Genomic DNA, 20,200 nt, shown 5'->3' on the forward strand with positions numbered 1-20,200 from the left:
ATTTTCGCGAACGGAGCGGATGCCGATGTCTACCATTGCCGAACGTACAAACCTCCCGCAGGTCCTCCTTGTCGAGGACAATTCGGGAGACGCGACCCTGATGAAACTGGCCTTCCGTCATGCCAGTATGCCCGCCCATATAACCGTCGAGTCATCCGCCGAACTGGGTCTTAAAATGTTGCGGCGGCAGGATGAGTTTGCCGGCAAGGCCTTGCCGGATATCATCCTGCTGGACCTCAACCTGCCGAAAATGCACGGGCTCGAGTTCCTGGCGCGGGTAAAGGCGGATGAGGCCTTGCGAAATATCCCGGTCGTTGTCCTGAGCAGCTCGAATGCCGAGCGTGATCTGGCGTCCGCCTACCAGGCCTATGCAAATGGTTTCGTTGTCAAACCCATCTCGCTCGATGATTACGACAATCTGGCCCAGGTCATCGAGGACTACTGGTTTGGGCTTATGCAGACACTGCCGAGGCCTGATGAGATGGATATGGCGAACGTCCCGGATCGCCGACGCAGCACGTTTTAGGCGGTATCGAAAAACGCGCAGAGACATTTCACAGGTCCTGTCCAAGGGCGCCCGATATTGAGCCTTTGATCCCTCCGAGGCGGGGCACCACATTGAGGCTGCGGGTGGGTTGTCATAATATTCACGCGATATTCAACCGAACCTGTCAGGTTTTGCCTTTGCGTACGTCTTATAGGCAGGACCGGGAACAGGCGGATGCCGACATTACAGGGAATGCTCGAAAAGGCTCGCCGCGCGTTGTTGCGGCGCGGCGTCCTTGTGCAGGATGCTGACGACCTGGTTCAGGACGCTTTCCTGCGCGTCGAGGCCTATGAGCGCAATCAGGCTGTACGTTCACGCGAGGCGTTGCTGGTCACGGCGGCGGTCAATCTGTCGCTGGATCGGGCCAGGCGGCGTCGGGACTCACCGTTCGTCGACATGGCCGACGGCGTGCTTGCCGTCGCCGACAACACGCCGCCGCCGGACGAGATCATCCGGGCCCAGGCGCGGCTACGGCGGGCGGCGGAGGGGCTGGACCAGCTGCCGGACAAGACGCGCCGCATTCTGCTCAGCCGGCGGCTGGACGGGACGAGTTTCAAGGCTATAGCGCATGCTGAGGGCATGACCGTCGCTGCCGTGGAAAAACAGGTGGCCCGGGCAACCCTCGAACTGATGAAGTGGATGGACGGATGGTGAGGCGTGAGACAGTTGAGCAGGTACGGGCCGAGGCGGAAGCTGCGGCGTGGCTGGCCCGACTTCAGGCGGATGAACGCTCGCCCGAGACCGAAGCCGCCTTCCGCGCCTGGCTGCAGACCGATGCCTCCCACGAGGCGGCGTTCGAACGGGCCACTGATATCTGGGAAATGCTCCCTGGCGCTGCCGCTGTCCGAGTCGCGACAGCGGCGAATGATGATCGGTCAGCCCGCATGGATCGGGCCGGCCGTCCGCAAGGGCGTCGCGCCTTTGCCGCCGTCGCTGCCATGTCTGTCGCCGCCATCATGGCGGCCGGCGCCCTGTGGGTTACGCGGCCAACAGTCTACGAGACCTTGCCGGGTGAACAGCAGGTGACCACCCTGCGTGACGGCACCCGCGTCTCGCTGAACACTGACAGCCGGATTACGGTTGCCTATGACCGGAAGACGCGCCGTGTGGCGCTGGACCGTGGCGAAGCACTATTCGACGTCAAACATGATCCGGCTCACCCCTTTATCGTCACGGTGGGCAAGGATCAGGTCCGGGCCCTGGGCACGTCCTTCCTGGTGCGGCGCAATCCCAACCAGGTCGCTGTCACCCTTATCCGTGGCAAGGTCGAGGTGTCGCGCAAAATGGAAGATGGCGCGGGCGGCCACCTGGTCAGCCTGGCCATCCTGTCGCCCGGCGAGCGCCTGACCCTGGGGGAGGACGGCCAGCCCGCCCTGGACCGTCCGGTCGTCGATGCCGTCACGGCCTGGCGGCATGGCGAGGTCATATTCTCCAACATTACCCTTCGCGAGGCTGCAGGCGAATTGAATCGCTATGGACAGGTCAAGATCGTCGTCGCGGATCCTGAGGTGGCGGCCTTGCGTGTGTCGGGCGTTTTCGAAACCAACGACGCGGCGGAATTCGCTGTCGCCGTCGCGCAGATGAACCGGTTGCATGCCCGCCGTTCGGGTGGAACCATTGTCCTGTCGCGGTGAGGCTTTGGTGGCGTTTGAGCTAAAATTATTGTCGGATTTGGGAGGCTGATCCGTCTCATTTTCAAGGGGCCCGTTCCAAGATGGCTCCATAACAGGCAGGATATGGGAAGCTACGCTCTGATCATGAGCTTGAATGCCGCACTGGCCTTGGCCCTGATGACCGCACCGGCGGCGCAGGCCCAGGTCGTGTTCGACATTGACCTGCCATCCCAGCCACTGGCCCAGTCCCTGACCGCGTTGGGATCCAAGACCCACGCCAATGTCATTTTCCCGCCCGAAGCGGTGGCGGCCCTCCAGGCGCAGGCCATACGCGGCGCCTATACGCCCCTAGGCGCCCTTCAGGTCCTGCTGGCTGGGACGAATTTGGACGTGACCGTGACGCGTGGCGGTTCCTATATTGTGGCCGTGCGGCCCGCGGCCAATGCGCCGGCGGTCGTGACGCCTTCAACCGAAACCCAGACGTGGAATGACGCGCCGCCACTTACGGTGATCGTCAAAGGCTACCGCCAGAGCCTGGCCCAGGCCCTGCGCTTTAAACGCGCCGCAACCGGCGTCGTGGATGTGGTCGTCGCCGAGGACATGACCAAGTTTCCCGATAACAACCTGGCCGAAGCCATCCAGCGCATGCCCGGCGTTGCCATTACCCGGGACCAGGGTGAGGGCCGCAGCATCACCGTTCGTGGCCTGGGCCCCGACTTCACCCGTGTCGAGATCAACGGCCTGGAGGCCCAGGCCGCAACCGATGGCCTGGCCGAGGGTGTCAACCGGGGCCGTGGTTTCGACTTCAATGTCTTTCCGTCGGAACTGTTCAGCCGTGTCGATGTCATAAAAACCTCGAGCGCCGACCAGCCGGAAGGTTCCCTGGGCGCCACGGTCAATCTGACGACGCCGCATCCCTTCGACAAAAAAGGCTTCCGGTTGGCAGCTTCGGCCCAGGGCAGCTATCATGACCTGGCCGACCGCTGGGGCAGCCGTTCGACCGCCCTGGTCAGCAATACCTTTGCCGGCGACCGCGTGGGTGTGCTGATCTCGGCTGCCTCGTCCTACGCGCCGCTCGAAATTCAGGGCGTCAATAGCGGCGGCTGGAACCAGGGTACGGCCGACGGCGGTTTCTGCCGGCCGACATCGGGGACGGGTGGCCTCTGTGATGTGCCGACCCAGGACCTGGCGGGCGCGACGGCGGCCTTTGCCGCGGTAAACAGGCCCACGACCTATGTGCCGCGCTTCTATCGCTATACCAACCTGACCGGCCACACGGAACGCTTCGGCCTGACCGGCAGCATCCAGTGGCAGCCGTCGCCGCGAACCCTGGTGACCGCCGACCTGCTGTATTCCCAGTTCCGTACCGAACGCAGCGATCATTTCCTCGAGGCAATAGGCTTCAGTCGTGGCGCTTCCCAGGGCGGGAAGCCCGAAACCGTGCCGCTCGAAGCGGTGGTGGATGGCGACAACACCCTGGTCTATGGCCGCTTCGACAATGTTGACGTCCGTTCGGAGGTCGCGGTTGAGAACTTCACCACCATATTCAAGCAGGGGTCGCTCAGCCTGCACCATGACATCAGCGACCGGATCCATTTTGACGGCATGGTCGGCGCCTCCTATTCGAAGTTCGCCAATCTCGAAGTGTCGGCCCAGATCGACCGTTTCAATGTCGATGGTTACAGTTTCGATATCCGGCCAGGGGGGCAGGATCGTCCGGTCATCAACTACAATTTCGACGTCGCGGACGTAGCGAACTGGTATTTTGGCCCGCGCGTCACCCAACCTGGCGGTACGGGCGCGACAGGTCCGGAACTGCGGCTGCGGCCTAATTTCCTGCATAATGGTTTCAGGATCGCCCAGGCCCGGTTCAGCTATGATCTGGCGCCAGGATGGCGGGCGGTGGTGGGCGGCGAGGGCAAGGACTATAGCTTCCGCAGCATTGTCTATCGCCTCGATCAAGGGGAAGCGAATTTCCCCGCCCCTGCCGGTGGGCTCGCCGGCCTCACGACCCAGGTGTGCGGCCTGTCCGACATCCTCCCCGCCGGTTATGGGCCGCCGTGCTGGACCCTGCCGGACATCGATGCCTTTGTCGATCGCTACGACCTGTACGCCAATACGGGGCGTAGTTCTGTGTCGACGACCAATGCGGCGGCGCGCGGTTTCAACCAGGCGGTCTTCGAGAGCGACCGGTCTGTGTATGCCGTTGTCGAATTCCGCGCCACCGCGTGGGGTTTGCCGGTGCGCGGTAATGCCGGGTTGCGCCAGGTGCGGACGAAGCAGGTGTCGGAATTCTTTGCCAACGTGCCGGTTACCGTCGATCCCTCCGGCTACCGCCTGACCCAGGTGCGCCGGAGATATACGGACAATCTGCCGTCGTTCAACCTCGCCGTCGATACGTCGCGCGATACGGTCCTGCGCTTCAGCGCCGCCGAAGTCATTGCCCGGCCGCCCCTGGCCAGCCTCGCGGCGGAAACCAGCGTCCAGGTCAATGGCGGCGCACGCCGGATCACAACGGGCAATCCGTATCTGGAACCGTATCGCGCGACCAGCGTCGACCTGTCGTGGGAATGGTACCCTTCGTCCGGGGCCGCGGCGGCGGTCGGTTTGTTTCACAAGGACATATCGACCTATGTCCAGACCCTGACCCATGTCGCGCCCTACGCCTCGACTGGTCTGCCGGACTCGCTGCTGGCCAATACGGGCGCGATGGTCAGCGACGACTTCGTCATCCAGAGCACGGTCAATACGCCCGGCGGCCCCCTGTCCGGTATCGAAATCAGCTACCAGCAACCATTCCGCCGCCTGCCGGGTCTTTGGTCCGGCCTGGGGGTTCGGCTCAACTACACCTATGTCAACAGCCGCATCAACTACTACACGACCTCGGCCCTGGGCGGCGTCACGGTAACCGCTGACCTGATCTATCTGTCGCGCAACTCATGCAATGCGACCCTGTATTACAGCAAGGGACGTTTCGAGGCGCGCCTGTCGATGAACTACCGCGATGAGTTCCTGACCTCTGTGCCAGGGACCTACAATACCGACGCTTCGGGCGTCGATGCCGCCACCTATTGGGATTTTTCGTCGAGCTATCGGGTGAGTGACCGGGTCACGGTCACCCTCGAAGCCATGAACATCGCCGACCAGCCGCACGTCAACTGGAACGATTCCACCGTGCGCCGCGTCGGCGATTACCGCCTCAGCGGGCGCCGGGCCTATGCCGGGCTCCGCTACAGTTTTTAATCATGACACGAATGAAAGCCGACACATATCCATGACGACAAACCATCCGATCTAGACCCTCGAACCGGCGCCAAGTCGATCGAGAAATTTGCAAGTACAATTAAAAATGACGGCGCGGTCATTTCAGTAACCTTTGCGAATTGTCGCAAGGGTCGCTTGTCGTGCCGAAATTACTGAGTATAAAATGTTGTATTAAAGTACATATAAAAGCAATAGTGTGTCTAAAAAATCATATATGTCTAAATTTGAGCAATGAAGGCTCAAATGGTCGCCATTTTTGCTTATGCACTATTTTATATTGCTAAAAATATGATAATGAAATATCAATGACACCGGTGTCCACCAGGCGTCATGCACAGCAAGTGGCAGTTATCGCCACGTCGGGAAAAACAGGAACATCATCATGACAACGACAGTTCGACGCCTGGGGAGCAGGGGCAATCTTTTCGGCGCTTCCATGTTGGCGCTATCGGTCTGCGGGCTGCTGCCCGTGACCGCGCAGGCGCAAGATGCAACACCGGCTGCGCCCGCGGCGGCCGACGACACTACGGTGGTGGTCGTCACCGGCTATCGTGCCTCATTGCAGACGGCCATCAACAAGAAGCGCCGTGCCGACGTCATGCTCGACGCCATCAATGCCGAGGACATTGCCGACTTTCCCGACGCCAACCTGGCCGAATCCTTGCAGCGCATCCCGGGGATATCGATCGACCGTGACAATGGCGAAGGCCGTCAGATCAGTGTGCGCGGCTTAGGCGGCGACTTCACCCGCGTCCGTATCAACAATCTGGAAGCCCTTTCGACGGCAGGCGCCAATGACGCCGGCTCCACGCCCAACCGGTCGCGCGCCTTCGACTTCAACACCTTCGCGTCAGAGCTTTTCAACTCTTTGACGGTACGCAAGACAGCCTCGGCCGAAACCGACGAAGGCAGTCTTGGCGCCACGGTCGACCTGCAGACCGGCCGGCCATTCGACTACAAGGGGCAGCAGTTCGCCTTCTCGCTCGAAAACGCCTATAACGATAATGGTGGCACCAACAGCCCGCGCATCACCGGGCTTTATTCCAACCGCTGGCTGGGCGGCAAGCTGGGCTTCCTCGGTTCGGTAGCCTATTCGTCCAAGGTATCGGAAAACGACCAATATCGTCGTGGCGGCGGCTCGGCCGACTATACCTATCGCGGCTCGACCTGGGCCGGCAACGAAATCCCCGGTCGCGCCGGCTTCTCGGCCCCGGTCGGGACGACCTTCGGAAGCGTTATCACCAATCCGGCCGTTATCGCTGCCCAGACGGGGTCTGACCCGGCCGCCTATGCCGTCATGTATCCCAACTGTCCACCGCCCGCGTCACCCGCGCCGACAGCAACGACCGGCGGCTGCAATGATTCCCTGGTCAAGTTCCCCGCCCTGCCGTCAGTCGAACAGCAGAATCTCGAACAGAACCGCCTGGGCCTGACCGCCTCGCTGCAATATCAGTTTTCGCCGCATACGCGCCTGACCGTTGACGGCCTGTATTCGCGTTTCGAAAACATGTCGACCATCTACCAGATTTCTTCGGTCGGCCTGAACCGCAACAATACCAATGCCGCCTACAACACGGCCTCGGCAACCACCAGCATCGCCAACAAGCGCAACCTGTATCCCAGCCTGTGCACCTCACGGGCCGAAGACGCCTTCAACCACGCCGTCGATTGCGGCGAGCAGCTCAATGGCTCGACACCGGCCTTCGCCACGGGCTCCAACGGCGCCCCAGCCGTCCTGGGCACCAATATCTTCTCGGTCAATCGCTACAACCTCGATACCTACGACTACTACAACAACCCCAATTCGGTCGGCTATGTCGCAAGCCCCGACGGAATTGGCTTCCGCAGCGCGCTGATCGGCCGGCCCGCGGTCGACCTGCTGGCCGCCCATGTCACCAACGGCAATGCCGACTACCTGCAGATGCGCAATGTCGACTGGCGCTCAGCCGCCGACCGGGGGCATTACACGACCGAGTTCAACCAGGTCTCGGTCAACCTGACACATGATTTCACCGAGTCCTTCCGCGGTGATTTCACCATCGGCACGTCACGTTCGTTCAACCATTACCAAGGTCTGCTGGTCGAGTTCAATTCGATGGATGCCCCCGAAACCTTCACCTATGACGAACGCGCCGGCGGTGACATGCCGGTCTTCGATCCCGGATTCAATACCGCCGATCCCAGTCGCTGGACGATCGTCAAGGGCTTTTCGGGCATGCGCAACTATATCCGCGATACCGAAAACACCTATGATGGCGTCAAGGCCGACTTCACCTGGAACCTGGACGAACACCTGACCCTCAAATTCGGTGGGGTGACGCGCAGCTACGGCTTCTCGACCAATCAGTTTGAACGGCAGACCGACACGCTGAACCCGACGGAAAAGGAAGCCGGGTTGACGGCGGCCACGCTGGGCAACGTCTTCCAGTTCGGGCAGGGTCTCGATGTACCCGAAGGCACCCTGACGTCCTTCTTCGCGCCGTCGATCGAAAAGTTCTCCGACGCCTTCGGCTTCGATTGCAACTGTATCAACAAGTTCGGCGACTTCACCATTACCGACAAGCGCAATCGCACCGCGACCTTCAGCGTCGACGAAAAGACCAAGGGCGTCTACGGCCAGTTGAACTTCAACTACGACGTCCTTGGCCGTCACATGTTCGGCAATATCGGCGTCCGCCAGGTCAGGACCGATATCAGCTCGAGTGGCCAGACGACGATCGGTGCGCCGATCTACGGCACAAACAGCTATAGCGACACCCTTCCGTCCTTCAACCTGGCCTGGGAAGTCGCCCCCGACTTCATGCTGCGCTTCGGCGCGTCCAAGGTCATGGCGCGGCCGCAACTGGTCAATATGTCGCCGGCGGTCTCGGCTATCAGCATCCCGTCGGCCGGTGAAACCTCCGGGGCCACCCTGACCGTCGGCAATCCGAAACTGAAGCCTTTCCGCGCCAATGCCTATGATTTCAGCGCCGAATGGTATTTTGCCAAGAACGGCCTGTTGTCTGTCGCCCTGTTCAAGAAGGACGTCGGTTCCTATCCGCAGACGGTCCTGTACTCGGCGCCGCTGTCGACCTTCCTGGACCAGAACGCCATCGACGCTCTGATCCTGCAGTACAGCACCAATACGCCGGCGGACAATAACCGCATCGCCTATATCAATGCCGACCACGAGGCCACGGCCCGCCAGTATCGCGATGCCCCCGGCGGCGGTCTGTCCGGTTGGGAACTGAGCTACCAACAGGATTTCAAGTTCCTGCCCTGGTATTTCAAGAACACCGGCGTGCAGTTCAACATGACGCATATCGACTCGAAGCTGACCTATATTCTCGATCCGGGCACCGTCAACGCCTCGACCGGTGTGGTCACCAAGGCGCCGGTCTACGGCACAGGGCCCTGGCTCAATGCCTCGCCCGATGGCATTAACTTCACGGTCTATTATGAAACCCAAAAGTTCAGCGCCCGGGTCTCGGCCGCCCAGCGCAAGGGCTATTACACCACCTATCCCGTCGCCTCAGGCGCCTGCGATCCCGGCCTGCAGGCCAATGGCACACCGTGCGACGGACCGTTGATGAACGAATTCGGTGGGTCCGAGGATACGCTGAATGTCGATTTCGCTATGTCCTACCACGTCAATGATCACCTGACGGCCAGCCTCGAAGGCCTGAACCTGACCAATCAGACGACCAACCGGTATTCGTTTAACCAGCCGGTCGTGCTGCAGTACGGTTCGACCGGCCGGACCATCACCTTCGGCCTGCGTTACAAGTATTAGGCGCGACATCCGCAGGCGTCGCTCCTCTCCCGCGCCGTCTGTGGCCCACCTGGCGGGGGTTTCCGAAAGCCCCCGCCATCTTCTCGCCTGTCTCCGATCCAGCTCCCCGTTGTTCGAATGCCAATTCCTACACAGGCTGGCCAACTGGAGCAGGCCGTGGTTCCCTGTACATGCTGCAGGAAACCCGGCCTGCTCCGTTTTTTCTTCGCGCGTCGTATGACTGTATGATTTCGCCCATGGTCCGTCCCGATCGCCGTCGTCTCCTGTGTGCCGCCGCTGCCCTGGTGACGCCGGGCGCTGTCCTGGCCGCGCCAGCGCCCCGGATCATTCGCGTCACCACGCTTGATCGGGCCGGGCCGGGATCGTTGCAGGCGGCCCTGGATGACAGCGGACCGCGCATTGTCGTCTTCGAAGTCGGTGGCGTTATCGACCTCGAACGTCAAAGCCTGAAAATCACCCAACCCTTCCTCACCATCGCCGGCGAGACCGCGCCGGATCCCGGCATTACCCTGATCCGCGGCGGCCTGCAGGTGGCGACCCACGATATCGTCGTGCGGCATATCGCCGTCCGCCCGGGCAGCGCCGGCATGGCGCCGGGCAGCGGCTTCGAGCCCGACGGCCTGACCACATGGGCGGCAAGCCGTGTCACCATCGACCATTGCAGCTTCACCTGGGCGGTCGACGAGGCCCTGTCGGCATCCGGTCCGCGCTTTGAAGGCGCCGCGGTCGACGACTGGCGGCGCAACACGTCGCACGACATCGTCTTCTCGAACAACCTGATCGCCCACAGCCTGCGCAATGCCAGCCACGCCAAGGGGGCGCATTCCATGGGCTCGCTGATCCACGACAATGTCACCGGCGTGGTGATCCGCGGCAACCTCTACGCCCATAACAACGAGCGTCATCCCCTCGTCAAGGGTGGCGGCCAGGCGGTCGTCGCCAATAATGTCTTCGTCAATCCCGGCCACACCTGCGCGCAATACACCCTGGTCGAAGACCAGTGGGCCGGGCACGATCCGGTCGTCGGGCGCATGGTGCTGCGCGGCAATGTCATGCGCGGCGGACGCGATACGCGACCCGGCCTGGCTATGCTGACCTTCGGCGGCGCGGGCGACCTGGATCTCCACGCTGCCGACAATCTGGCGACCTATTCCGATGCCGCACCTGCGCCAATTATCGGCTATTACCAGGCGCGGTCCGACGGCTATGACGACGGTGGGACGTATAAGCCGAAAGCCTTTATCCGCGCCATGCCGCGCGAAAGCCTGTGGCCGCCCGGCCTGACCTTAATGCAAGCGGAGGAAACCGAACGCCGCGTCTATGCCAATGCCGGCGCGCGGCCGTGGTCGCGCGACCCCATTGATGCCCATATCGTTGGCGAGGCCAGGGCAGGAGCGGGCGGCCTTATCGACAATGAAGACCAGGCTGGCGGCTATCCGGTCAGGCCTTCCACGCGCCGGCCCTTCGACGCATTTTTTGAGCTCAAACGCCGCCGCACGGGCGGCCCCGATGGCTCCTCGCATAAGCTCGGGCGGGCGGTCGCCCTTGCCAAGTTGCAATGAGTTAGCGTCATTGCAACTTGGAATAAACTGTTTTTATAGGAACGCCTGATGTCTGACACCAATCGCCGCGACGCGCTCAAATCCGTTGGCCTGGGCGCCCTGCTGTTCGGCGCGCCTGCCGTGGCCGAGGCGGCGACACAAAAACCGACTGTCGCTACCTGGGCAAAAGGCGTCGAAGGCCAGCGCAGGGCCGATCTGGGTGATGGCCGCTACCTCAATCCGATCATGGCCGGCGACCATCCCGACCCGTCGATCCTGAAGGACGGGTCAAAGGATTCGCCCGACTATTATATGACGTTTTCGACCTTTGACGCCTATCCGGGCCTGGTCATCTGGCATTCGAAGGACTTGGTCAACTGGCAGCCGGTCGGCCCGGCTCTGATGCGCAATATCGGCTCAGTGTGGGCGCCGGAACTGACGAAGCATAACGGGCGCTATTTCCTCTATATCCCAACGAAACAGACGGCAGCGCCGGGCAGCAAGACCACCTCCTGGGTCGTCTGGGCCGACGATATCGGCGGGCCGTGGTCGGATCCGATCGACCTCGACCTGCCCAGCCATATCGATCCCGGCCATGCCGTCGGCGAAGACGGCTCGCGCTGGCTTTTCCTGTCAGGCGGCGACCGCGTCAGGCTGGCCGATGACGGACTGTCGCGGATGGGCGAGCCCGAACACGTCTACGATCCCTGGCACTACCCCGCGGAATGGGACGTTGAAGGCTTCGCGCCCGAAGGTCCCAAGGTTACGCGCCATGGCGACTGGTTCTACCTGATCCTGGCGGTTGGCGGTACGGCCGGTCCTCCTACCGGCCATATGGTCATCGCCGCGCGATCGAGGTCGATTCACGGACCGTGGGAACAGCATCCGCGCAATCCCCTAGTCCGTACTACGTCGCTGGATGAGAAATGGTGGTCGCGTGGCCATGCCACCCTGGTCGAAGGGCCATCTGGAGACTGGTGGGGCGTCTATCACGGCTATGAAAACGGCTTTTGGACCCTGGGCCGCCAAACCCTGCTGGCGCCGGTGACGTGGTCGGCCGATGGGTGGTTCGATTTCGGCGGCGGCGACCTGTCGCAGCCGATCGCCAAGCCGAAGGGCGGTATCGCCCAGGCGCACGGCTTCGCCCTGTCGGACGATTTTACGCGCGACCGCTATGGTATCCAATGGACCTTCTTCAACCCGTCGCCCAACGAGGGCCGGCGTATCAGGCGCGACGGCGGTGTGCTGCATCTGACCGCCACGGGTGAGGCGCCGTCATCCTCATCGCCGCTGGTCATGGTGGTCGGCGATCCCGCCTATGAGATCGAGATGGAGATCGAGATCGACGCCGGTGCGCGGGCCGGTCTGCTGCTGTTCTACGACCAAAAGCTCTATTGTGGCCTGGGCTTCGACGCCGATCGTTTCATCACGCATCAGTACGGCATCGAGCGTGGCCGACCGGCCAATCCGCACGGCCGGCGGATGATGATGCGTGTTCGCAACCAGCACCATATTGTCAGCTTCCATACCTCCGCCGACGGTGTTGCCTGGCAGCGCTTCGACCGCGGCATGGAGGTCTCGGGCTATCACCACAATGTCCGCGGCGGCTTCCTGATGCTGAAACCCGGATTCTACGCCGCCGGAACGGGCGAGGCGCGGTTCAGCAAGTTCAGCTACCGGGCACTGTAGGCATGGCCATGGCCTTGACGCGACGTTTCGTTCTGGCGGGTTCGGCCGCCTTCGTGGCGCAACCGCTGCCCGCCCTGGCGCAGGTGCGGGTTACGCTGCGCGTGCCGGCCGATCATGCGACCGTGTCCGAAGCCGTCGCCGCGCTGCCGGCGGACGGTGGCACGGTCGAAGTCGCTCCGGGCGTCTACCGCGAAAAATGGAGCCTGGCCAAGCCGAATGTCCAACTGACCGGCACGGGTGAACGACCGGACGATGTCGTCCTGGTCTGGGGTGACAGCGCCAGGATGGCCGGAGGCACGGGAAAGTCGGCGTCGCTGACTGTCACCGGCGACGGCTTTGGCGCGCACAACCTGACGATTCAGAACGACTACCATCTTGGCAATACAGAGCCTTCGCAGGCGGTTGCCTTGTCGATCAATGCCGATCGCGCCGTATTGACCCGTGTGCGCCTGCTCGGCGCCCAGGACACGCTTTATGCGGCCAGCCGCAAGCCCGGTGTGCCGTCGCGGCAGTATTTTCACGACTGCTATGTCGAGGGCCATGTCGACTTTATTTTTGGCAATGCCCTGGCCCTGTTCGACCGCTGCCGGGTGCATATCCTGGCGCGTGAACAGGCCTTTATCACCGCCCATAGCCGCACGGCGGCGACCGAGACCACAGCCTATGTCTTTGACCACTGTACTGTAACGACGGCCGGGGCAGTCGATTACTATCTGGGGCGCGCCTGGCGGCCCTTTGCCCAGGTCGTCTTTCTCGATACCGATATCCAGGGCCGCATTCACCCCGAGGGGTGGCGCGAATGGACGCCCGGCAAGACCGAAACCTACACCACGGCGCATTTTGCCGAATACGGCTCGACCGGGCCGGGCGCAAACCCCGCGATGCGTGCCTTCTGGGCCGATGCCCTCGATGCGACCCGGGCGCTGGCCTGGCGTCGCGACAACCTGTTCGCTGGCGACCTTACCTGGCTGCCTGCTCCTCCGGAAAGCAAACGCTCATGAAAGCCTTGTCAATACTCGCGTTTCTGCCCGCGCTGGCCTTTCCGGCGACCGCCGCCGACATCACCATACTGCCCCCGCCACCGCCGACGGAGCAGCCGCCCACCGTCACGGATGCCGCCGCCCGAGCCGCCATCAAGCACATCCACACCAAAAAGATCATCCTGGTCGGCGATTCTACGACCCAGGTCGGCAGCGGCTGGGGCGGCGCCTTTTGCGCCAATCATCTGACGTCCTTCGTTGCCTGTATCAATCTCGGGCGCGGCGGACGCGGCACCTTCGACTATCGCGCCGAGGGCTCGTGGGATCTGGCGCTGTCGGAAATGCACGCGACGGGCTACGATCAGATCTATGTCCTGATCCAGTTCGGCCACAATGACCAGCCAGGCAAACCCGGGCGCTCGACCGACTTTTACAATGAATATCCCGCCAATCTGCGCGCCTATGTCACCGAGGTGCGTGCCGCCGGAGCCATTCCTGTTCTTGTCACGCCCCTGACGCGCCGGACCTTCATCAATGGTTCGCTGCAGGACGACCTGGCACCCTGGGCCACCGTCGTCCGACAGGTGGCGCATGAGATGAATGTGCCCCTGGTCGACCTGCATGCCCGCAGCGCCGCTGCGGTCCAGGCCATGGGCGCACGCGCTGCCATAGACCTGGCCGAGACCCCGCCTGCGCCGGACATTTTGGCTGCCGCCGAAACGGGAACGACGATGAGTGCGCCCAAGCTGCCTGCGTCCTCGCCTGCGGCGACGACCGAAGGGCTGGAAACGCCACAGGGCCATCCGACTGTTGTCTTCGACTACACGCACCTGGGTCCCAAAGGGGCGGCGCTGTTTTCGCAGATGGTCACTTTCGAACTGGCACGGGTCGTACCCGACCTGCGCCTCGACCTGGTGCCCTGACCTGCGGTGAACATCGTGAACCCTATCGACATTCCCGACGACGGTTGGCACATCTGGATCGACCGGCAGGCGACCTGGCGGGACGACCTTATCTGGCTGCCGTCGCAGGTCGACCTGGGCCGTCTGCCGATCAATGCCCCGACCGGCGGCTGGGGCGCCCTGCAGCAACCCGACGCGACAGTCAGCCTTCCGGCCACGGCCGAACAGCATTTCTGGGGTCATTTCGGCCTGCGCCCCTATACCGGGGACGAATATCGCTATGCCCAGGATGACGATGTACCGCAGAACGGCGCGTGGCGCGGCGTGTCATGGTGGTACCGCGACATCGAGATTCCCTCTTCGGCACGGGGACAGCGCGTTCTCCTGCATATTCGCGGGGCGCGCCTGCGCGCCGAAGTCTTTCTCAACGAGCAACTGGTCGGCTATTCGATCATGTCCGAACTGCCGATCGACTGTGATGTGACGGCGGCCATGGTGCCGGGTGCGCTTAATCGCCTGGCCATCCGGATCACCAATCCGGGCGGGCGCTACGACTGGCGCGACTCGACCACCATGATGTGGGGGCAGCTGAAGTTGTTCGCGTCGCACGGCTTTGGCGGCCTCGATCGCGGCCTGTCCCTGACCGTGCATCCCTTGGAAGCCCATATTCGCGAAGCCTGGGTTTTGAACACCGCCGATCCGCACCGCGTCACAGCCCATATGGAGGTCGTGCTGACGGGGGCGCGGCGCCATGTCCCGACCGCTGTCCTGTTCGCTTCAGCGATGAAGGTCCAGCCGGCCGATATAGGGCTGGACGTCGTCGATGTTCGTGACGGAGTCGCCCAGGTCCGTTTTACGGTGTCGGCGCCGCTGGCCGAGCTGTGGGACCTCGACAGCCGCAACCTGTATCATCTGCGCCTCGACTGGGGCGCCGACAGCCGCGTCGTCCGTTTCGGCTTTCGATCGTTTGTCGTCGATGGCCTGGGAAGCAATGCCGTGCTGCGGCTCAACGGCCGCCGCATCAAGCTCTATTCGGCCATTTCGTGGGGCTACTGGGGCTATAACGGCCTGTGGCCGACCCAAACCCTGGCACGGCGCGAGGTCGACGCCGCGAAGGCGCTGGGTCTCAACACCCTGCACGCCCACCGCAATGTCGGCAAGACCGATGTTTTTGCCGCCCAGGACGAAGGCGGCCTGTTGCGCGTGATGGAACCGGGCGGTGGCCGGCACGCGGTGGCGCGCGACCTGAAGCCGGGGGAAAGCCTGTCCGAGGCCGATGTTTTCAGTCGCGCCTATATGGTCGAAAAATGCGTCGCCATGGCCCGGACCTTTCGCTCGCATCCGTCGCTGGTCCAGTACACCCTGCAGAACGAGATCAGCGCCAAACTCAACAATCCCGACGTCCAGGCGGTCCTGAAAGCCATCCACGACACCGATCCCAGCCGGCCGGTCGTGCTCAATGACGGCTTCGTGGCACGCGGCGTCGCCCAGGCCATGTACCTGCCGTATGACGACCACTATTACCGTTCCGATCACGAGACCTGGGGCGGCTGGTGGGTCAATCACCAGGGCGCCGGCGACCAGTGGTACGATAAATTTTACCGGTCGAAGGACGACTACATCCATCGCCAGACAGGGCGCGAATTTATTGTTGAATTCGGCGAGATGCAGGGCTGCGCCGTGGCCGACAACCACGTCAAGATCGTCGCCGATATCATGGCTCATGGCGGAAAGTCCTACGATCTCGCTGACCACCGGGCCATTGTCGAAACCACCTCGGACTTTCTCGACAGATGGGGGTTTCGCAGCGCCTTTCCGACGACGGAATCGCTGTTTCTGTCGATCGGCCGCAAAGCCTACGACGCCTGGCAGCATTATGGCGAAAACATCCGTATCGGCGATACGGTCGATATCGCCGCCATATCGGGTTGGGAGACAACGGCGATCGAGAACCATTCCGGCATTGTCGACAACCTGCGCTATTTCAAGGCCAATCCCGACCTGGTCAAATCGAGCCTGCGGCCCGTCCGTCCGGTGGCCAAGACACGCAAGCTGGCCTTCGAACTGGGCGAAGTGGTCGAACTCGACATCTGGCTGCTTAACGATACCGACACGCAATTGACCGGCACCCTGGCCCTGAGCGTGATTGCGCCCGATGGCCAGGCGACGGCGATCGCCACCTGGCCTGTACCGACGCACGTTCGCGACCAGTACAGTTACCTGCTGGCCGAAAAGGTCGTCACACCGGCCCTGACCCAACCGGGCCTGCACAAGATCCAGCTTGAACTACCGGGCCACTGGACCTCGACCTTTGTGCGCGAGATCTGGGTGACCGATACGCGGCCGACCTTCCCGCGACCGTTACGCATCGGTCTGTCGGGCATTGCCAGGTCATTTCGCGACCAACTGCTCCAGATCGGCGGCGTCAGCTTCGAAGACATGCGACCGGGAGGGCACTATGACGGCATCATAGCCTCGGGTCTAAAAGCCGATGAGATCGAGCGGCGCCAGATCGCCGAGCAGACCGGACTGGAAGCCCAGCCTCAGAAGGGGGAAAAGCCCGCGGTCACGCCCGGCGAACTGCCGCAGGATGTGCTCGATGCCGTGCGCCGCGGCATACCGCTGCTGGCAATGGTGCCCGAAGACGGTCTAGCCGACGGAGTGGCGCGGCAGTTGGCCGGACTGGGGCTCTTTACCTATTCCGGCCAGGTCGGCAATCTGCGCGCGCCGTGGATGGGTAACTGGAACTATGTTCGCGCGCATCCGCTGTTTGCCGGTATTCCCGCTGACCAGGCGCTGAGCGTGCTCCATCAGGTGCCCGGAGAGGCGTCGAACGGCCTTATTGTCGAAGGTGAGGGGATACAGGTGGTTGGCGCCTACAGCCGCGATCATGATCGCCGTAACGGGGCAGCGTGTTTCACGGTCGTGAAGAATGGTATGCGCATTCTTTTCCACCGCATGCCCGACATGGCTGCTCCGTTACAAAGGCGTTTTCTTAGCAACGCGATGATGTGGATGAGCACCCGGCCATAGGGAGGAGCGCAACTGCGGACTCCCACGCATTACAGGTTTTGTGTGTAGCCAGATACCGCCACCGAACGCCGGCCAGTACCGCCAGGCGCATTAAGAAGCACTCGACCCCTAAAGCGCCTCGGCCAGGACCGCACCGTGGCTGGCGATCACCCGGGCATAATAGGCCCCACTATCCTTGGGTGTGCGTTCCAGGGTCTCGAAATTGACGTGGACAATGCCGAAGCGCTTGCAATAGCCGAGCGACCATTCAAGATTATCCATGAACGACCACACCATATAGCCGCGTATATCGACGCCGGCCTGGATCGCCTCGTGCACGGCCAGCAGGTGGCTGCGCAGATAGCCAGTCCGCAAGGGATCGCGCACCCGGCCGTCCTCGGCCACCGGCGGATCATAGAAGGCGGCGCCGTTCTCGGTGATGTAGACCGCGATATCGCCATAACGCTCACGCACCCACATCAGCGTATCGGTCAGGCCCTGCGGATAGACTTCCCAGCCCGTCTCTGTATAGGTCGACTGTGTCTGGCGCACTGCCGACGCTTTCAGAGGATAGGCCGTCTCGTCGGCCTGGGTAACCGAGCGCGTATAGTAGTTGATGCCGACGAAATCGATCGGTTGGCGGATCAGATCGAAATCAGCGGCGTCCCACGCCGGCCAGGCGCCGTTGAAGACCTCGCGCAGTTCTGTGGGATAGCTGCCCTTCAGCGCCGGATCGAGATAGTGCTCGTTCATATAGGCCGCCGCCCGCCGCGTCGCCGCGACATCGGCATTGGACTGCGAGGCCGGATATTTCGGCTCGATATTGACCACCAGCCCAATCTCGTGCCGGCCGATCTCGCGATAGACCCTGACCGCCGCGCCGTGTGCCCGCATCAGGTTGTGCGAGGCTATGGGCGCTTCGAAGCGGTTGCGATGTCCGGGCGCGATGGTACCGTGCAGATAACCGCCGTCGCTGACCACCCATGGTTCGTTGAGCGTCGCCCACTTTTTCACCCGGCCGTCGAATGCCGTGAAGACTATCCGGGCATAGTCGGCGAACCAGTCCGCCGATTCGCGGTTCAGCCAGCCGCCGCGATCGTCCAGCGCCGCCGGCAGGTCCCAGTGAAACAAGGTTACGATCGGCTCGATACCGTGGGCGAGGAGTTCGTCGATCAGGCCGGAATAGAAGGCGAGGCCGGCGGTGTTCACGGCGCCTGTGCCTTGTGGCAGGATGCGCGCCCACGACAGGCTGAAGCGATAGGCTTGCATGCCTAAGCGCTTCATCAGGGCGGCGTCTTCGCGGAAACGGTGATAGTGGTCGCACGCAACATCACCCGTATCGCCATTCGGCATATTGCCGGGTGTGTGGCAGAATCGATCCCATATGCTGGGTCCCTTGCCGTCAGCAGACGGTGCGCCCTCGATCTGATAGGCGGCTGTGGCGCACCCCCACAAAAAACCGTCCGGAAACGCGATTTTCCCCATGTTTCGTCCCTTGACGCCACTGATCGGCCGTGCAGGGAAATCCTTAATGAATCCAGAAACACCGCTGTTGGTGTTAGTGATGCATTAAGGTTTCAGCCCTGCACCATCTTCATGTAAACGCTTACAGGGGCGTTGACAAGATTTTTGTAAACGCTTACAGGGCCTGTGTAAGCGTTTGCGAAGATAGACGTAGGGACGGAAGAATGAAGGGTGCGACCCTCAAGGACGTTGCGCGGGAAGCGGATGTATCGATCGCCTCGGCGTCGCGGGCCATCAATGGCCTGGACAATGTCGCGGAAGAAGTGCGCCGCCGCGTCCTCGAAGCGGCCGGCAAGCTGCGCTACGTCCCGCATGGCGGCGCCCGGTCACTGGTGACCTCGCGGACCAATACGATCGGCGTCCTGCTGCCCGATATCTACGGCGAATTCTTCTCTGAAATCATCCGTGGCGTCGACGTCGCCGCGCGGGCCCGGGGCTTGCACATCCTGGTGTCCGGCTCGCACGGCGATCTCGGCGAGGCCGTGACCGCCGTGCGCGCCATGGGCGGCCGCGTCGATGGCCTGCTGGTCATGTCGCCTTTCGTCGATTCACAGGATCTGGCGGCGGTTCTGCCGCTGAACCTGCCGCTGGTCACCATCGCCAGCCGCATCGGCCGCGTCGAGCAGGGCTCGATCAGCGTCGATAATTTCGGTGGCGGCGTGACGGCGGCCGAACACCTGATTGAACAGGGCTGCCGCACGGTGGCGCACATTTCCGGTCCGTCCAGCAATTTCGAGGCCCAGGAACGCCATCGCGGCTTTATGCATGTCGCCGGCGAGGCCGAGCTCGACCGTGCGCCGCAGGTCTTCGAAGGCGATTTCACCGAAGAGTCCGGCTATCGCGGCGCCAAGGCCTTCCTGGCGGAATGCGCCCAGTCGGGCGAAGCCATGCCGGAAGGCATCTTCGTCGCCAACGACATGATGGCGGTCGGCTGCCTGCTGGCCCTGCGCGAAGCCGGCAAATCGGTACCCGGCGACGTTGCCCTGGTCGGCTTCGACGACATCCCCATCGCCCGCTTTGTCTCACCGCCGCTGACCACATTGCGCGTCGGTATCTTCGACCTCGGCCGGCGAGGGCTCGAGCTTCTGGTTGCGGCCATGGAGCGCGAGGATCACCTGACTTCGATCGAGGAGCGCGGGGAGGGCGAAGGCGTCATCGTCTCGCCCGAACTGGTGTTCCGCGACAGTTCACGCCGGCAAAAACCGGCCACTTAGTTCCAATCACAGCAAGGCGGCATCAGTCCGTCGCATAATGTCACAAGTTTAGGGATAGTCCGCGCTCTCAGGTAAACGTTTACATGGGGCGCCTTGGTTTAGAAAATGGCTCAAGCCCATCAAGGGCAAGCCAACCGGGAGG

General features: G+C 62.5%; 12 protein-coding genes. 11 read left to right on the forward strand and 1 reads right to left on the reverse strand.

Going from position 1 to position 20,200, the window contains the following annotated elements; translation table 11 throughout:
* The first annotated feature begins 25 nt into the window (after positions 1 to 25).
* From AC1DXO_RS00955 to AC1DXO_RS01000, 10 genes are all read left to right on the forward strand, one after another.
* Positions 26 to 526: a response regulator gene (locus AC1DXO_RS00955; RefSeq protein WP_476976205.1), complete on the forward strand. Its 501-nt coding sequence runs from the start codon at positions 26 to 28 to the stop codon at positions 524 to 526.
* 195 nt (positions 527 to 721) lie between these two features.
* Positions 722 to 1,201: an RNA polymerase sigma factor gene (locus AC1DXO_RS00960; RefSeq protein WP_476976206.1), complete on the forward strand. Its 480-nt coding sequence runs from the start codon at positions 722 to 724 to the stop codon at positions 1,199 to 1,201.
* Positions 1,195 to 2,181: a FecR family protein gene (locus AC1DXO_RS00965; protein ID WP_476976207.1), complete on the forward strand. Its 987-nt coding sequence runs from the start codon at positions 1,195 to 1,197 to the stop codon at positions 2,179 to 2,181. Before AC1DXO_RS00960 ends, AC1DXO_RS00965 begins: the two co-directional genes overlap by 7 nt.
* Positions 2,182 to 2,283: 102 nt before the next feature.
* Positions 2,284 to 5,403 (forward strand): TonB-dependent receptor, encoded by a 3,120-nt coding sequence (locus AC1DXO_RS00970; RefSeq protein ID WP_476976208.1) that lies wholly within the window; start codon positions 2,284 to 2,286, stop codon positions 5,401 to 5,403.
* Positions 5,404 to 5,806: 403 nt separating this feature from the next.
* Positions 5,807 to 9,196, forward strand: a complete 3,390-nt coding sequence (locus tag AC1DXO_RS00975) for a TonB-dependent receptor (protein ID WP_476976209.1) — start codon at positions 5,807 to 5,809, stop codon at positions 9,194 to 9,196.
* Positions 9,197 to 9,432: 236 nt separating this feature from the next.
* Positions 9,433 to 10,758, forward strand: coding sequence for a pectate lyase (locus AC1DXO_RS00980; RefSeq protein WP_476976210.1), 1,326 nt, complete (start codon positions 9,433 to 9,435; stop codon positions 10,756 to 10,758).
* Positions 10,759 to 10,806: 48 nt separating this feature from the next.
* Complete coding sequence (locus AC1DXO_RS00985; RefSeq protein WP_476976211.1) at positions 10,807 to 12,426, forward strand: family 43 glycosylhydrolase; 1,620 nt, start codon at positions 10,807 to 10,809, stop codon at positions 12,424 to 12,426.
* A 2-nt stretch (positions 12,427 to 12,428) separates the two neighbouring features.
* Positions 12,429 to 13,427, forward strand: a complete 999-nt coding sequence (locus AC1DXO_RS00990; RefSeq protein WP_476976212.1) for a pectinesterase family protein — start codon at positions 12,429 to 12,431, stop codon at positions 13,425 to 13,427.
* Positions 13,424 to 14,329 carry a rhamnogalacturonan acetylesterase gene (locus AC1DXO_RS00995; protein WP_476976213.1) on the forward strand — a complete coding sequence of 302 codons (906 nt, stop codon included), beginning with the start codon at positions 13,424 to 13,426 and terminating at the stop codon, positions 14,327 to 14,329. The genes AC1DXO_RS00990 and AC1DXO_RS00995 overlap by 4 nt, the downstream gene beginning before the upstream one ends.
* 15 nt (positions 14,330 to 14,344) lie before the next feature.
* Positions 14,345 to 17,341 (forward strand): sugar-binding domain-containing protein, encoded by a 2,997-nt coding sequence (locus tag AC1DXO_RS01000; protein WP_476976214.1) that lies wholly within the window; start codon positions 14,345 to 14,347, stop codon positions 17,339 to 17,341.
* 108 nt (positions 17,342 to 17,449) lie between these two features.
* Here the strand turns inward: AC1DXO_RS01000 and AC1DXO_RS01005 are convergent, their stop codons facing one another.
* Positions 17,450 to 18,805 (reverse strand): GH1 family beta-glucosidase, encoded by a 1,356-nt coding sequence (locus tag AC1DXO_RS01005; protein WP_476976215.1) that lies wholly within the window; start codon positions 18,803 to 18,805, stop codon positions 17,450 to 17,452.
* 203 nt (positions 18,806 to 19,008) lie between these two features.
* Between AC1DXO_RS01005 and AC1DXO_RS01010 the strand changes: the two genes are divergently transcribed.
* On the forward strand, positions 19,009 to 20,058 hold the full coding sequence (locus AC1DXO_RS01010) for a LacI family DNA-binding transcriptional regulator (protein WP_476976216.1): 1,050 nt from the start codon (positions 19,009 to 19,011) through the stop codon (positions 20,056 to 20,058).
* The last annotated feature ends 142 nt before the right edge of the window (positions 20,059 to 20,200 follow it).

The organism is Asticcacaulis sp. P2_C5 (genome assembly GCF_056404555.1).

What these genes read in the sequence shown, in the direction of transcription:
- AC1DXO_RS00980 (WP_476976210.1), top strand. Translation starts at nt 9,433, where the DNA reads ATGGTCCGTCCCGATCGCCGTCGTCTCCTGTGTGCCGCCGCTGCCCTG.
- AC1DXO_RS00970 (WP_476976208.1), top strand. Translation starts at nt 2,284, where the DNA reads ATGGGAAGCTACGCTCTGATCATGAGCTTGAATGCCGCACTGGCCTTG.
- AC1DXO_RS00965 (WP_476976207.1), top strand. Translation starts at nt 1,195, where the DNA reads ATGGTGAGGCGTGAGACAGTTGAGCAGGTACGGGCCGAGGCGGAAGCT.
- AC1DXO_RS00995 (WP_476976213.1), top strand. Translation starts at nt 13,424, where the DNA reads ATGAAAGCCTTGTCAATACTCGCGTTTCTGCCCGCGCTGGCCTTTCCG.
- AC1DXO_RS01010 (WP_476976216.1), top strand. Translation starts at nt 19,009, where the DNA reads ATGAAGGGTGCGACCCTCAAGGACGTTGCGCGGGAAGCGGATGTATCG.
- AC1DXO_RS00960 (WP_476976206.1), top strand. Translation starts at nt 722, where the DNA reads ATGCCGACATTACAGGGAATGCTCGAAAAGGCTCGCCGCGCGTTGTTG.
- AC1DXO_RS01005 (WP_476976215.1), bottom strand. Translation starts at nt 18,805, where the DNA reads ATGGGGAAAATCGCGTTTCCGGACGGTTTTTTGTGGGGGTGCGCCACA.
- AC1DXO_RS00975 (WP_476976209.1), top strand. Translation starts at nt 5,807, where the DNA reads ATGACAACGACAGTTCGACGCCTGGGGAGCAGGGGCAATCTTTTCGGC.
- AC1DXO_RS00990 (WP_476976212.1), top strand. Translation starts at nt 12,429, where the DNA reads ATGGCCATGGCCTTGACGCGACGTTTCGTTCTGGCGGGTTCGGCCGCC.
- AC1DXO_RS00955 (WP_476976205.1), top strand. Translation starts at nt 26, where the DNA reads ATGTCTACCATTGCCGAACGTACAAACCTCCCGCAGGTCCTCCTTGTC.
- AC1DXO_RS00985 (WP_476976211.1), top strand. Translation starts at nt 10,807, where the DNA reads ATGTCTGACACCAATCGCCGCGACGCGCTCAAATCCGTTGGCCTGGGC.